Annotated in this window: 13 protein-coding genes and 2 pseudogenes; 4 read left to right on the forward strand and 11 right to left on the reverse strand. The window is 72.6% G+C overall.

Going from position 1 to position 14943, the window contains the following annotated elements:
- Positions 1–641 (forward strand): annotated as a pseudogene (locus DMB66_RS63230) (hypothetical protein); the annotation flags it as partial.
- Positions 642–852: 211 nt separating this feature from the next.
- Entirely contained in the window at positions 853–1191 is a 339-nt protein-coding gene (locus tag DMB66_RS53850; RefSeq protein ID WP_015622005.1) for an RNA polymerase-binding protein RbpA, read from the forward strand.
- A 77-nt stretch (positions 1192–1268) separates the two neighbouring features.
- Here DMB66_RS53850 and DMB66_RS53855 read toward each other — a convergent pair whose 3' ends face one another.
- The 9 genes and pseudogenes from DMB66_RS53855 to DMB66_RS53895 all read right to left on the reverse strand — a co-directional run bounded on the left by DMB66_RS53855 (position 1269) and on the right by DMB66_RS53895 (position 11312).
- On the reverse strand, positions 1269–1790 hold the full coding sequence (locus DMB66_RS53855; protein WP_125811830.1) for an FxsA family protein: 522 nt from the start codon (positions 1788–1790) through the stop codon (positions 1269–1271).
- Positions 1791–1852: 62 nt separating this feature from the next.
- Positions 1853–2662, reverse strand: coding sequence for a polyprenol monophosphomannose synthase (locus DMB66_RS53860; protein WP_125811802.1), 810 nt, complete (start codon positions 2660–2662; stop codon positions 1853–1855).
- Positions 2659–4269: an apolipoprotein N-acyltransferase gene (gene lnt, locus DMB66_RS53865; protein ID WP_125811803.1), complete on the reverse strand. Its 1611-nt coding sequence runs from the start codon at positions 4267–4269 to the stop codon at positions 2659–2661. The genes DMB66_RS53860 and lnt overlap by 4 nt, the downstream gene beginning before the upstream one ends.
- Before the next feature lie 481 nt (positions 4270–4750).
- A pseudogene (locus DMB66_RS53870) lies at positions 4751–6021 on the reverse strand (glutamate mutase L).
- Positions 6022–6079: 58 nt separating this feature from the next.
- On the reverse strand, positions 6080–6445 hold the full coding sequence (locus DMB66_RS53875; RefSeq protein ID WP_125811804.1) for a hotdog domain-containing protein: 366 nt from the start codon (positions 6443–6445) through the stop codon (positions 6080–6082).
- Entirely contained in the window at positions 6442–7176 is a 735-nt protein-coding gene (locus DMB66_RS53880) for an OAM dimerization domain-containing protein (protein WP_125811805.1), read from the reverse strand. Before DMB66_RS53880 ends, DMB66_RS53875 begins: the two co-directional genes overlap by 4 nt.
- Complete coding sequence (locus DMB66_RS53885; RefSeq protein WP_125811806.1) at positions 7173–8726, reverse strand: lysine 5,6-aminomutase subunit alpha; 1554 nt, start codon at positions 8724–8726, stop codon at positions 7173–7175. The genes DMB66_RS53880 and DMB66_RS53885 overlap by 4 nt, the downstream gene beginning before the upstream one ends.
- A 1-nt stretch (position 8727) precedes the next feature.
- The gene (locus tag DMB66_RS53890) at positions 8728–10269 is read right to left on the reverse strand and encodes an amidohydrolase (RefSeq protein WP_125811807.1); all 1542 of its coding nucleotides are present in this window, start codon (positions 10267–10269) and stop codon (positions 8728–8730) included.
- Positions 10270–10274: 5 nt separating this feature from the next.
- Positions 10275–11312: an L-erythro-3,5-diaminohexanoate dehydrogenase gene (locus DMB66_RS53895; RefSeq protein WP_125811808.1), complete on the reverse strand. Its 1038-nt coding sequence runs from the start codon at positions 11310–11312 to the stop codon at positions 10275–10277.
- A 131-nt stretch (positions 11313–11443) separates the two neighbouring features.
- On the opposite strand from DMB66_RS53895, the gene DMB66_RS53900 reads away from it, so the two are divergent.
- Positions 11444–12820: a KamA family radical SAM protein gene (locus DMB66_RS53900; RefSeq protein WP_125811809.1), complete on the forward strand. Its 1377-nt coding sequence runs from the start codon at positions 11444–11446 to the stop codon at positions 12818–12820.
- Positions 12821–12885: 65 nt separating this feature from the next.
- On the opposite strand, the gene DMB66_RS53905 is transcribed toward DMB66_RS53900, so the two are convergent.
- Positions 12886–13077, reverse strand: coding sequence for a CsbD family protein (locus tag DMB66_RS53905; protein WP_125811810.1), 192 nt, complete (start codon positions 13075–13077; stop codon positions 12886–12888).
- A 336-nt stretch (positions 13078–13413) separates the two neighbouring features.
- Between DMB66_RS53905 and DMB66_RS53910 the strand changes: the two genes are divergently transcribed.
- Positions 13414–13929: a class I SAM-dependent methyltransferase gene (locus DMB66_RS53910; RefSeq protein ID WP_233625500.1), complete on the forward strand. Its 516-nt coding sequence runs from the start codon at positions 13414–13416 to the stop codon at positions 13927–13929.
- Positions 13930–13939: 10 nt separating this feature from the next.
- Here DMB66_RS53910 and DMB66_RS53915 read toward each other — a convergent pair whose 3' ends face one another.
- Positions 13940–14851: a serine hydrolase gene (locus tag DMB66_RS53915; RefSeq protein WP_125811811.1), complete on the reverse strand. Its 912-nt coding sequence runs from the start codon at positions 14849–14851 to the stop codon at positions 13940–13942.
- Between the last annotated feature and the right edge of the window lie 92 nt (positions 14852–14943).

Raw genomic sequence — 14943 nt, forward strand, 5'->3', positions numbered from 1 at the left:
AGGCGCGGGGCCGGGAACGCCAGGCCCTGACCCGGGAGCTGGAGACCGCCCACGCGAGCGCGCAGGCGCTGTCCCGCGATCTCGTGGCGGCCCGCGAGCAGGCCGAGGCGCAGAGCCGGCAGGTGGAGTCACTGGCCCAAGACCTCAGGGCCGCCCGCGACGCCGCCGCGGCCGCGGCCGGCGAGCGAGACGCCGCCCGGGCCGAGACAGGCCGGGAGCGCGAGGCTGCCGCGCGCGACGTGGAGGCGCTGCGGCGCACCGTGAGCGAGGTCCGGGCGGACGCCGAGCGAGACAGGGCGGCGCTGAGCGCGGCCCGGGGCGACGCCGACGCCGCGCACCATCGGGTGACGCAGCTCTCGGCGCAGATCAGCGACCTGGCATCGGCGCTGGCCGCGCTGGGCCCGGCACGAAGCGTCCCGGCGCAGGGGCCGGCCAACGGCTCGTCCGGCCGATCCACGTCGGGCAACGGATCGGCCAGCCGATCCGGGCCGGCCGCCCAATCAGCCGGTGGACCGGCGCGGGCAACGGCCACGGAGCCGGCCGCCGAATCAGCCGGTGGACCGGTGCGGGGAACAGCCACGGGATCGGCCGGCGAATCAGCCGGTGGGACGGCCGATTCGGCTGTCCCGGTGGCAGGGTGACCGACATCGCACTATCCGTAGATCTCGCAAAGCCTAGTAAAGTGGACCAAGGTCCACTTCAGGACGGGGCTGAGTCGGCCGATAGGGGACCCGGGCGGTTACGCTCGAAGCGTTAACACCGTCGACATACGGCGGTCGCGTCAGGAATCCCGCGGCCGCCCCTTTCGTTACACCAACGGAAGCAGCACCACGAGCGAGGGGAAAGCCGATCATGGGCGAACGCATGCTGCGCGGCAGCCGTCTAGGCGCAGTCAGCTACGAGTCCGACCGCAACACGGAGCTGGCGCCCCGGCAGACCCGCGAGTACCTGTGCGTGAAGGGTCACCAGTTCGAGGTGCCGTTCGCCGTCGACGCCGAGGTGCCGATCACCTGGGAATGCAAGTTCGACGGCAGCGTCGCACGACTGGTCGACGGCAACGAGCCGGAGCAGAAGAAGGCGAAGCCGCCGCGTACGCACTGGGACATGCTGCTCGAGCGGCGGTCGATCTCGGAGCTGGAGGACATCCTCAACGAGCGGCTCCAGGAGGTCCGCACCCGACGGGGTCGCTGACCAGCAGCACCAAACGCCGATCGCCGTCCCGCTGAGCAGCGGGACGGCGATTTGCTGTGTGTGTGGTGTGTGTGGCGTCAGCGGACGATCTCGCCCTCGACGACCTCGCCCTGCACGACCTGGCCGGGCGGGCCGAACGCGGCGGGCTCGGCCGGCGGCTCGTCGACCGGGGCGGACTGGCGCACCCGCACGTGGCGGGGGCCGAACAGGTCACCGGCGACCGCCGAGGACACCCGCCGCTCGGTGGCGCGTTCGACGCCGCGGCGGGCCAGGAACCGGCCCGGCGGGGCGACCAGCAGCAGACCCGCCACGGCCGTGAGGAAACCCGGGACGGCCAGCAGCAGCGCGCCGAGCAGCCCGACCAGCGAGTCGCTGACCTGCGGGCCCGGAGGGCGGCCGGCCTCGGCGGCGGCCCGGAACGACCGCCAGCCACGGATGCCCTCGCGGCGCAGCAGCGCCAGCCCGGCCACACTCGACCCGGCGATGATCAGCAACGCCCAGCCGGCGCCGAGCGCGTGCACCACGGCCATGAAAACGGATATCTCGGCCACCGCGAGCAACAGCAGCCCCAGCGGGAGCAGAGCCAGACCTCGGCGCATCATCCACAACCTTCCGGCGTCACCTCAGCGCATCCCGTCAAGCATGACACGCCCGGGCCCGGTCACGGCCAGGTCGAACCCTGCCTCGGCTTGCGGCCGAGCTTGCTCAGCACCGCGTCGCGGCGCGCCGCCGCACCCCACAGAGTGACCCTGAGCAGCTGTTCCTTGAAGATGTTGCCGCTCATCTTGCTGACGCCGTGTTCGCGCTCGGTGAACGTGATCGGCACCTCAGCCATCCGGAAACCGTGCCGGTAGGTCCGCCAGGCCAGCTCCACCTGGAACGAATACCCGGTGGAGGCGACCGTCGCGACGTCGATCGCGTCCAGCACCGCCATCCGGTATGCCCGGTAGCCGCCGGTGGCGTCCTTGAACGGCATGCCCAGCGCCATCCGGATGTAGATGTTGCCGCCGCGGGAGAGCAGCAGCCGGTGTACCGGCCAGTTGTGCACGCTGCCGCCGGGAATGTACCGGGTGCCGAGCACCGCGTCGGTCTCGCGCAGCGCGTCGAGCAGCTTGTGCAGCTCCTCCGGGGCGTGCGAGCCGTCCGCGTCCATCTCGACGACCGCGTCGTAGCCCTTGTCCTTGGCCCAGGCGAACCCGGCGACGTACGCGGCGCCGAGGCCTTCCTTGCCGGCGCGGTGCAGCACGAAGACGTGATCGTCGGCGGCGGAGATCTCATCGGCGATGGGGCCGGTGCCGTCGGGCGAATTGTCGTCGGCGACCAGGATGTCCACGCAGGGCACTGCCCGGCGGACCCGTTCGGTGATCAGCCGGACGTTGTCCGCCTCGTTGTAGGTCGGTATGACCACGAGGACGCGTCCGATCCCCGGGTATCCTTCCGCGCCCGAAACCGTCGGGTTCGCGTCGCTCACCGTTCCTCCGTCGTCGATTCCACGGCCGTGCCGGCAACCCGCCGGCGGCGCCTCATCGGCGCCGCCGTCACGAGAACGAGCACGGCCAGGGCCACAGCCGCAAGCTCCGGCCAATGCCCCAAACGAGTCGCCAGCGTACGCGGTCCGTCGACGCGCATGTCATGCAGGACCACGGCGGGCTCGTTGAATCCGGTCGAGGAGTACACCTGACCTGCGGTGCCGACAAAAGCGGACACTCCCACCGTGGACACCATCAGTCCCTCCCGGCCGTGCTCGACCGCCCGCAGCCGCACCATGGCCAGCTGCTGGCGGGCCTCGGCCTCGTTGAAGGTCGCGTTGTTGGTCTGCACCGCGAGGATCTGCGCGCCGCCGGTGACCGTGTCGCGCACCACCGAGTCGTAGGCCACCTCGAAGCAGATCACGTCACCGATCGTCGCCGCCGGCGTCCGCACCACCCCGGGCGTCGTCCCGGCGACCATGTTCTTCACCAGGTCGACCTTGTCGCTGACCACCCGCGCGATCGGGCGCAGCGGCATGTACTCGGCGAACGGCACCGGGTGCCGCTTGATGTACACCTGGTCCAGGTCGGGCCCGGTCACCGGCTGCCACAGGATGCCGGCGTTGCGGATCTCACCCTCGACGTCGCCGCGCAGCACCGCCCCGACCAGGATCGGCACCCCGATCGCGGTCGCCGCCCCGGCGATCTGCTGCGCCGCGTCCGGGTTGCGCAGCGGGTCGATGTCGCTGGAATTCTCCGGCCAGATCACCAGCTCGGGCTGGCGGGCGCGGCCCGCCCGCACGTCCTCGGCCAGCTTCTCGGTCGCCCGCACGTGGTTGAGCAGCACCGCCGCGCGCTGGGCGTTGAAGTCCAGCCCCAGGCGCGGCACGTTGCCCTGCACGATCGCCACCGTGCGGGTCGCCGCGGTCGGCTCGGCGACCGGCACCAGCGCCGGGCCGGCGATCAGCGCCGCGGCGGCCACGGCGAACCCGGCCGCCGGCAGCCACGTCCGCGGCCGGGCCCAGCGCCGCCACGCCAGCGCGACCAGGGCGCCACCGGCGAGAGCGACCACGAAGGTCACCAGCGGCGCACCACCGACCACGGCCACCCGCAGCGCGGGCGCGTCGGCCTGGCTGAACGCCAGCCGCCCCCACGGGAACCCGCCGAACGGCGCCCGGTCCCGCAGCGCCTCCTGCGCGACCCAGAGCAGCCCCGCGGTCAGCGGCCACAGCGCCCGCCACCGGTCGTGCAGCGGCGACAGCCACGCCCCGGCCAGACCGAGCAGCGCGAGATAACCGGCCTGGGCCGACGACAGCAGGATCCACGGCAGCCAGCCGGCGGCCAGATTGGTCCAGTCCAGCAGCGGCACGAAGAACACCAGCCCGGCGATCATGCCGACCCCGGCGCCGCCGCGCAGCCGCCGGCGGTGGGTGGCCGCGGCCAGCACCGCCACGGCGACCGGCGCCAGCCACCACAACCCGTACGGCGGGAACGACACCAGCAGCGCCGCCCCCGCGACCAGCGCGAGCAGCACCGACACCCAGAGGCGCACCGGCTGCGGCGCGGCGGGCGCGGCCGGTGCCGGCGCGGGCGATGGCTGAAGCGTCAATAAATCCACCCGCGGAAGGCTACCTGCCGGTGGTCACGAAACCATCGCGCCTGCCACCTGCGCGGACGGTGTCCGGACAGACGTCGGGGCGTGGCCCGAAGACCACGCCCCGACCGCACCTTGAGATCCGTCCGGGTCCGGTGGGTCATAGCGGCGCGTGACCTTCGGACCGACGCGGCGCGGGCTGGCTGCCCCCGACGTGCCGTTGTCTACTGGCCACGAGTCCCCCTGACCGACACCGGAACAGCGCGGCAGGTCCGCGCCGCCCCGCCGACCCCCACCCCCTGGACCTGGCGTACGCGGGCACTCTGCGAAAGAGCACGGGCGTGGCCAGTGGGCGAAGGAACGAAGCGAACAACAACCGCTTCCCGGAATAGGACTTGAAGACGGTACGTCGCACCCCCGGCCGTCTGTCAACCGGTGTCCCCGTGTCCGGGCGTGTCGCGTTCTCGGGCGTGTCTCGCCGCCGCACCGCCAGGGGTTACAGAACGTTCACCAGCCCCGCCGCCGCCACCGGATGCTCGGCGGCGAGCAACCCCGCCGCCGCCAGCACATACTGCGCGTCCACGGCCCGCCGCGCCGAGCCCGGCGCCGCCCAGCCACCCGCGGTGTCGCCCAGGACCGCGTCCAGCACCGCCGCACCGCCGCCGTGCCGCAGCACCCCACCGGAACCCACGACCAGCCGCACGTCACGCAGGTCCCGGCCGCCGGTCCGCGGCTGCCCCGGACCCGCCGCATGGCCGCGGGCGTGCCGCCGCAACGCGATCATCGCCGCCGTCGCCGCCAGCCGCCGGTCGGTCGCCACGTCATACGGCCGACCACCGCTGATGTCGGGCACCGGCAGCTTCTCGACCGCCGCGGCCGCGACCACCCCCGGCGCGCCGACCCCGACCCCCAGGTCCCCCTCGACCGTCCGGGACCGCCACAGCGTCCCGGCCACGTCCCGGCGCGGACCGGTCTCGGCCTCCGCGTCCGGCACCAGCGCCGAATACACGTCCGTGGTGGCCCCGCCCACGTCCACGACCAGCACCCCGGCGCCGCTGCCGTCGGCCAGCACCTCCACCCCCGCCAGCACCGCGTCCGGGGGTCGCCGCCCGCACCAGCGACGCGAACCGCCCGCCCCGCGAGAGCCCCTTGCCGCCGATCACATGCCGCAGGAACACCTGCCGGATCGCCGAACGCGCCGGCCCCGGATCGAGCACCCCGATCCGGGGGCAGCACGTTGCCGGTCACCGTCACCGGGATCCGCCGCCCGGACAGCAGCGCGGCGGCCTCGTCGCGCACCTCGGCGTTGCCGGCGAGCACCACCGGCACCCGCAGCCGCGAGGTGCCCAGCCGGCCCGCGTTGTGCAGCAGCACCGCACCGTCGCCGCCGTCGGTGCCACCGACCAGCAGGATCACGTCCGGCCGCGCCGCACGCAGCGCCGCGGTCGCCGACCCGTCGAGCCGGCCCGCGGCCACGTGCACGACCTGCGCCCCCGCCGACAACCCCACCCGGTGCCCGGCCTCGGCGGTGACCAGCGACTCGTAGCCGATGACCGCCAGCCGCAGCCCACCGCCGGCCGACGAACACACGAACAGCTCGCTGCCACGCCCGCCGACGGCCGCCACCGCGGCGTCCAGACCGATCAGGACGTCCGAACCCGCCGTCGTGGGCACCTCGGCCCGGCGCACCAGCCGGCCACCGTCAAGATCGACCAGGCAGGCCTTCGTGTACGTCGACCCGACGTCGACACAAACAGCGGCGCTCACGGCTGAGCCCGGCCCTCGCGGTCACGGCCGCCGCCGGCCGCCGGGAGGCCGCAGTCGGTCATGCCGCAGCGGGCACGACCACCGTGCCCGTGGCGGTCACCGCGACGATCGGCTCGGCCAGCACCGCCGCCGCCGACCCGCCCGTGCCCCGGCACACCACCACCGCCCGGAAGTCGATCGTCCGCGACCGGGTGCCCATCCTGGTCACCGTCGCGGTCACCTCCAGCACGTCGCCGGCCTGCACCGGCGCCGTGAACTGCACATCGGAATACGACGCGAACAACCCCTCGTCACCGTCGAGCCGGATGCACACCTCGGTGGCGACGTCGCCGAACAACCCCAGCGAATACGCCCCGTCGACCAGATTGCCCGCGTAGTGCGCGTGCGCGTACGGCACGTACCGGCGATGAACGACAGTGATCAAGAGTTGCTCCCCACGAGTGCGTGCACCAGATACGACGCGACCTCACGCGGCGTCGTACCCCGGCCGAAGATCCGGTCCACGCCCAGCTCGCCGGCCATCAGCTCGTCGAACCGCGGCCCGCCCACGATCAGCAGCGGCCGCTTGCCGGCCGGCATCGCCTCCCGGAACGCCGCCGTCATCGCCCGGGTGTTCTGCAGGTGCGCGTCGCGCTGCGTCACCACCTGCGACACCAGCACCGCGTCGGCCTTCTGCGCCCGCGCGGTCTCCACCAGCTCCGGCACCGACACCTGCGCGCCCATGTTGGTCACCGACAGCTCCCGGTAGTACTCCAGGCCCTTCTCCCCCGCGATGCCCTTGAGATTCAGGATCGCGTCGATGCCGACCGTGTGCGCGTCCGTGCCGATACACGCGCCCACCACGTTCAGCCGCCGCCGCAGCCTGGCCTTGATGACCGCGTTGACCTCCTTCGCGCTCAGCAGCGGGAAGTCACGCTCGACCACCTGCACCTTCTCGGTGTCGACCAGATGACCGACCCGGCCGTAGACGACGAAGAACGTGAACCCGTCGCCCATCGGCTTGGCGTGCACCAGCATCGCCGGGTCCATGCCCATCTTGTTCGCCAGCTGCACCGCGGCGCCCTCGGCCCGCTTGTCGTGCGGGATCGGCAGCGTGAACGACAGCTGCACCATCCCGTCGCCGGTGGTGTCCCCATAAGGGCGAACGATCGTCATGACTCCAGCGCCTCCGTCACGGGGTTGTAGTAGCCGTCCTCATGACGGGCGACCCCGTCGAGGCCCTTGCCCCGGTCCGCGGGCCGCTTCATGATCCCGAAAGTGCCGTCGGCGATCGCGGTCAGCATGGTGTCGTCGACGATCTTCTCCAACAACGAGATCGCCTCGCCGAGCACCGCGTGCGCCCGCGACTGGATGAACCCACCCGGCGCCGGCACGAAGTCCTCGTGCAGGTTGCCCGCGCCGTTGAGCACGTACCGCACGTTCTGCAGCGCGATGTCGCGGTCCGACAGCCACGGCGTCACCACCGCCTCGGTCATCATCCCCACCAGCAGGATCCCCTGCCCGGTCAGCGCCCCGGCCAGGTTGAAGAACCCGTCGAGCAGGTTGCCCCGGAACACGTCACCGGTCATGTGCTTGGTCGGCGGCATCCACTTCAGCGGCGCGTCCGGGAACAACTCCCGCGCCAGCAGCGCGTGTGCCAGCTCCAGCCGGAACGACTCCGGCAGCTCCGGGTTGATCTCGAACGCGTGCCCCAGGCCGATCTGCCAGTCCGCCAGCCCCGCCTCGTGCGCGAAGAACTCGTTGAGCAGCTGCGACACCGTCACCGTGTGCGCCGCCTCGACCGCGTCCGCCGTGGTCAGATAGTTGTCCTCACCGGTGTTGATGATGATCCCGGCCCGGGCGTGCACCTGCCGGGAGAACCGCTGATCCACGAACGTGCGGATCGGGTTGATGTCGCGGAACAGGATGCCGTACATCGAGTCGTTGAGCATCATGTCCAGGCGCTCCATGCCGGCCAGCGCCGCGATCTCCGGCATGCACAACCCCGACGCGTAGTTCGTCAGCCGCACATACCGGCCCAGCTCCTTCGACGTCTCGTCCAGCGCCGCGCGCATCAGCCGGAAATTCTCCCGCGTCGCGTACGTGCCGGCGAAACCCTCCCGGGTCGCGCCCTCCGGCACATAGTCCAGCAGCGACTGCCCCGTCGACCGGATCACCGCGATCACGTCCGCGCCGGCCCGCGCCGCCGCCTGCGCCTGCGGAATGTCCTCATAGATGTCCCCGGTCGCCACGATCAGATAGATCCACGGCCGCTGCTGCGGATCCCCGTACCGCTTGATCAGCCTGTCCCGCTCGGCCCGGCGCCGGTCGACGATCCTCAGGCCCGCGCCGGTCGCCCGCCGCGCGGCCCGCCGGGCCGCGGCCACCTCGGCCTTCTTCTCCGGTACGGCGAACCTCACCGCCCCCGCCGCGGCCTTCTGCGCCAGCACCGTCACATCCTCCACGCCCTCGGTGGCCAGGGCGTGGAACACCGGCACCGCCACCCCCCGGCCCAGGCCCACGTCGGCGCGTACGGCGTCCACCAGGCGGTTCACCCACGGAATCCCGTCGGAATCCGCCCCCGACACCCCCGCCAGGCGCAACACCGCCCGCTCCACCGACACCGTCGTATGCGAGCGCGCCAGGTCCACGACCGGCTGCCCCGCCCTCGCGGCCAGCGCCCGCGCCCGCGCCACCACGGCGGGGTCCAGACCAAGCTTGTTCACGTCACTCCTCGAAGATCGTCTCGCCGCGCAGCACCGTGCGCCGGCACACCGGCCGCGCCGGCACCTCACCGTCGACCCCGGCCAGCAGCACCGGCAGTCCCCCGTCGACCCCGGCCGGGGTCTCCCACACCGCGAACGTCGCCGCCTTGCCCGGCGACAACACGCCCGCGTCGTCCACCCCCGCGGCCCGCCAGCCGCCCCGGGTGCTCGCCCCGAACGCCGCCCGCACACTCATCCGGTACACCGGGTTGCGCGGCGCCGCCGCGGCGACCACCGCCGCCCACGGATCCAGCACCGTCACCGGCGCGTCCGAACCGAACGCCAGCGACACCCCCACCGCGTACATCGCCCCGATCGGATTGGTCAGCATCGCCCGCTGCACCCCCAGGCGCTGCGCGTACATCCGGTCCGGGCCACCCCACAACGCGTCGAACACCGGCTGCACGCTGGCCACCACCCCGAACTCCACCATCCGGGCGATCATCGCCTTGTCCGCCAGCTCCACGTGCTCGATGCGGTGCCGGCCCTCCCGCAGCCGGTCCACCCCCACCTGCTTGGCCGCGATCGCGAAGCCGTCCAGCACCGCCTCGATCGCCGCGTCGCCGATCGCGTGGAAACCGCCCTGCACCCCGACCTCGACACACTCCAGCAGATGCGCACCGGCCTGCTCCGCCGACACGAACGCCTCACCACACCCGTCGCCGTCGTGGTACGCCGACCGCACCGACGCCGTCCGCGACCCCAGCGCCCCATCGGCGTACAGGTCACCGGCCGCACCGACCGCGCCCAGCTCCTTCGCCCGCACCGCACCACCGAGCTCACCCCAGTAACCGAACACCTGCGGCAGCCCCCGACCCGACAACGCCAGCACCGAGAGGAAATCGGCCTCACTGGACGTGCCCGGGCCCGCGCACTCGTGCACCGCCGCCACCCCGCGCGACGCCGCCAGCCGCAACGCCGAGGTCTGCGCCGCCGTGCGCTGCGCCGCCGTCAGCGAACCCAGCGCCACCGCCCGCACCGCGTGATGCGCCTGCTCACGCACCCAGCCCGACACCGCGTGCCCCGGCACCCCCTCGACGCCGGGGCACGCGGCCAGCATCGAGCGCGACGCCAGCGCCGAATGCACCGACGCCTGCGACAGATACACCCGCCGGCCGTCCGCCGCGCGCTCCAACTCGTCCGCCGACGGCGGCACCTGCGCCACCCACGTCGACTCGTCCCAGCCGTGCCCGTGCACCACCGCGCCCACCGGGCGCGTCCGCGCGAACGCCGCCACCGCCGCCAGCAGCTCACCGGCCGAACGCACCCCGGACAGATCCAGCCCGTCCGCCGCCAGCCCGGTGTCCGTCGCGTGCAGATGCGCGTCCACGAACGCCGGCATCACCAGCGCGCCGTCCAGATCCACCGTCGCGTCCGCCGCCGGGGCCTCCGCAGCCGCACCCAACCAGGCGATCCGCCCGTCGCGCACCAGCATCGCCGTCGCCCGCGGATCCGCCGCCGAATAGAACCGACCGTTCGCATACACCACCGAGGGGGAAGTCATGACCGTCAGTGTGCCGCGATCCGCGCCTCGAACAACGCCCGCACCGCAGGAGTGCGCCGCACCACATCCAGCGCGAACGCCGCGTGCCCCGGCACGTACCCGTTGCCGATCAGCATCGTCACGTCCGCCGCCAGGCCCTCCGCGCCCAGCGCCGCCGCCGGGAAACTCGTCGCCATCGAGAAGAAGATCACCGTGCCGCCGGCCGCCGTCGCCAGGATCGCCCCGTGCTCACACCCGGGCACGTCCACACACACGACCGTCACCGTCGCCGCCGCACCCAGCGCGGCCACCACCGCCGACGACACCGCCAGGGGATCCCGCGCGTCGGCGACCGCGACGTGGTCGGCCAGGCCGGCCGAGCGCAGCGCCTCCCGCTCGGCGTCGGAGACAACCACCCCGACCGTACGGGCACCCGCCAGCCGCGCCGCCGTCAGCGCCAGCGACCCGCTCTTGCCGGCACCGCCCAGCACCGCCACCGACACTCCGCCCGCCGCCGCGTGCCCCCGCACCACCCGGTCGGTCAGCGCCGGCGCCCCGCACACGTCGAACACCGCCAGGGCCAGCTCCGGCGCCAGGTCCTCCGGCAGCACCGCGACCACGGAACGGCCGAACAGGATCGCGTGGCCCGCGGCCGGCACCTGCTCGCTCGTGCCGTCCCAGCCGGCCAGGCCGTCGGTGACCACGAGCGGGGTCAGGGTCAGCGACACCAGCGTGGCGACCCGGTCACCCACCTTCACCGGCAGCGGCGACCGCGGGCCCACCTCGTCCACGACCCCGATCAGCATGCCGCCCGAGCCCGTCACCGGGTTGTGCATCTTGCCGCGCGTACCGATGATCTCCAGCACCTCGGCCCGCACCGCCGCGCCGTCGCCGCCGTGCTTGCCCGCCAGCTGCCGGAAGCTGGCGGCGTCCAGATTCAGCCGCTCCAGGCGGATCCGCACCTCGTCGGCGCCGATCTCCGCCCGCGCGTCCAGCCGCCATGCCGCCTGCGGCAGCACACCCTGCGGCTCCAGCACCCGCGACAGGCCCACCGGGAACGTCATGCCCACCATCCTCACGAGAAACAGACTGTCGTATGGCTGTCCTACCGTAAATCCTCCGGAGCTACGGTTACTAGACCGCAGATTCTCCAGTATCGTCGATCCCGATCACTCCCCGACCCCAGGAGGCCCCGTTGACCGAGCTGAAGAACGACGCGGCCACCGCGGCGGGACAGCCGTACAACTACCAGCGCCGCCCCCTGGCAGAACCCGACTGGACCCGCTTCCCCGGCTGGCGCGACGTCACCACCCAACAGTGGGAATCCGCCCAGTGGCAGCGCGTCAACTGCGTCAAGAACGTCCGGCAGCTGCGCGCCCTCATGGGCGACCTGCTCGACGAGCGCTTCTACGACGACCTCGAAACCGACATGAAGCGCCTCGCCACCATGTCCATGCTGGTGCCGCCGCAGATGCTCAACACCATGGTGCCCGACAAAACGCCCGATACCGAGTCCTTCTACGCGGACCCCATCCGGCGCTACATGATCCCCGTCGCCACCGACCGCCACCTCGACTGGCCGTCACACCCGCACGCCACCCGCGACTCCCTGCACGAACACGACATGTGGGTCGCCGAGGGCCTCACCCACCGCTACCCCACCAAAGTCCTCGCCGAACTGCTCAGCACCTGCCCGCAATACTGCGGCCACTGCACCCGCATGGACCTCGTCGGCAACAGCACCCCCACCGTCGACAAGCTCAAGCTCACCCTCAAACCGGTCGACCGCTACGACGCCCACCTGGCCTACCTCAAATCCCACCCCGGCGTCCGCGACGTGGTCGTCTCCGGCGGCGACGTCGCCAACGTCCCGTGGAAGCAACTCGAGGCGTACCTCATGGGTCTGCTCTCGGTCCCGACCGTCCGCGACATCCGGCTGGCCACCAAGGCCCTCGCCGGCCTGCCCCAGCACTGGCTGCAGGGCGACGTCGTCGAAGGCCTCAACCGCGTCGCCATCACCGCCGAACGCCGCGGCGTCAACCTCGCCGTGCACACCCACGTCAACCACGTCAACTCGCTGACCCCGCTGGTCGCCCGCGCCGCCCGGATGCTGCTCGAGGTCGGCGTCCGCGACGTCCGCAACCAGGGCGTGCTCATGCGCGGCGTCAACGCCACCACCGCCGACCTGCTCGACCTCTGCTTCGGCCTGCAGGGCGAAGCCGGCATCCTGCCGTACTACTTCTACATGTGCGACATGATCCCCAACGCCGAGCACTGGCGCGTCCCGGTCTGGTACGCCCAGCAACTGCAGCACGACATGATGGGCTACCTGCCCGGCTACGCCACCCCGCGGATCGTCTGCGACGTGCCGTTCGTCGGCAAGCGCTGGGTCCACATGCTCGCCGAATACGACCGCGAGCACGGCATCTCCTACTGGACGAAGAACTACCGCACGTCCATCGAGGCCACCGACGACGAGGCCCTCAGCAAGCTCTTCGCCTACTACGACCCGATCGACACCCTGCCCGAGTCCGGCCAGGAATGGTGGCGCAAGCAGCAGGTCGCCGAGTAACCGGCGCGCCGGCGCACGGAAAGGCCCCCGGGACCGTCGTCCCGGGGGCCTCGCTGTGTGGCGGCTCAGCTGAACGTGTCGCGCACGTCCTTGCCGGCGTCCTTGACGTGCTCGGCGGCCTGCTTCGCGTGCGCGGAAGTCTCCTGCGCCTGGCCCTCGGCAACGAGCCGCTCGTTGTCCGTGGCGTTGCCGATGCCCTGCTTCGCCTTACCGGTCATCTCTTCGGCCTTGTTCTTGACCTTGTCAGTGAAGCTCATCGTCAACCTCTCCGAAGACTCGAACTTGATTGTTCTTGTCGGTGAAGGGGTGCCCGAAGGGCTCCGCTTTAAAACACTTCGCACCCGCGGTGAAGTGGCGCACGCCCTCTAAAGCATCCTAGGATCCTTGGATCATGAGTGATCACGCGACCTCCTTCGGAACCGCCGCCACCGTCTACGAGCGCGGCCGCCCGCCGTACCCCGCCGAAGCCGTCGACTGGCTCCTGCCCGCCGGCGCCACCCGGATCGTCGACGTGGGCGCCGGCACCGGCAAACTCACCCGCCAGCTCGCCGCCCGCGGCCTCGCCGTCACCGCCGTCGAACCCCTCCGACGGCATGCGCGCCGAACTCGGCCGCGTCCTGCCCGGCGTGCCCGCCCTGGCCGGCACCGCCGAGGAGCTCCCCCTGCCCGACCACAGCGCCGACGCCGTGCTCTGCGCCCAGGCCTGGCACTGGGTCGACCCCGAACGCGGCGTCGCGGAGGTCGCCCGGGTGCTGGTCCCCGGCGGCCGGCTCGGCCTGATCTGGAACCTGCGCGACGAACGCGAGGACTGGGTCCGCCGCCTCGGCGAGATCATCGACTCCCCCGAGCTGCCCCGGCAGAGCGACCTCGGCACCCCGTTCGGCCCCGTCGAGACCCGCGACTTCGGCTGGACCCACGAGATCGGCCTCGACCGGCTGCTCGATCTGGTCGCCTCCCGCAGCTACGTCATCCTGCTCGACGCCGGCGACCGCGCCGCCGTCCTCGACCGGGTCCGCCACCTCACCGCGACCCACCCCGACCTCGCCGGCCGCGACACGTTCCCGCTGCCCTACGTCACCCAGTGCGCCCGGGCCGACCTGCGACCTTGAGGGTCCCGGCTCAGCCCAGCCCGGCCAGCGACTCGAAACCCCGGCGATCGACGGACCGGGTGGTCGCGGACAGCACCACCACGCCGGTGCCGGCCGCCCGGTCCAGCCCGAGCCACGACCGGAAGCCGCCGGTGCCGCCGTTGTGCCAGGTCACCGACCGCCCCCCGCCCCGCAGAACGATCCAGGCGGCGCCGATGCGGACGCGACCCGAGAGGTCCGCGACCGGGTCGAGGGCGGCCGTACCGGGTGCGGAGCCGTCGAGCAGCGCCGTGGCCAGCCGGGCCATCGCGGTGATCGTGGCGCGGATGCCGCCGGCCGGGCCGATCGCCTCGCCGGTCCACGGCTCCCGCGGCCGCCCCGACCGGCTGCGGCCGGCGAGCGCCCCGGGCCCCAGCTCCGCGGCCGTCGCGGGCACATAGCAGGTGCCCAGGCCGAGTGGTTCGGTCAGCCGCCGCCGGACCAGCTCGGCGTAGGGCATCCCGGCCCCGGCAGCCACCGCGTGACCGAGCAGCTCGAACCCGAAGTTGGAATAGCCGGGCCGCGGAGACGCCGCGGGCACGACACCGCGCGCCTGCTCGAGCAACTCGCCGAGGCTCTCACCGTACGGATTCGCGCCGTGCCGCCACAGCGCGAGCGTCCGGCGCCACGGCTGCGCCGACTTCGGCAGGCGCGGCAGCCCGGAACGGTGGATGCTCAGCGACGCCAGGGTCACCCCGGCCACCGGCACGTCACCGAGCGGCAGCAGCTCCCCCAGGGTGCTCTCCGGCTGCAGCTCCCCGCGGGCGAGGGCGTCCGCGTACAGCAGGCCGGTCACGCCCTTGCTGATCGAGCCGATCTCGAAGTCGGCGTCGTCGTCCGCGCCCTCGACCGACACCTCCGTGCCGCGGCGGGTGATGGTGGCAATGGCTGTGATCGGATCCATGTTGTCAACTCTAGTTGACAGGCGCCCGTCCCCGGATCACCGACATCCCCCTGGTGCGAGGACCGGACCGTCTGGTGCCCTGGAACGGCCCG

The sequence above is a fragment of the Actinoplanes sp. ATCC 53533 genome (genome assembly GCF_003947245.1).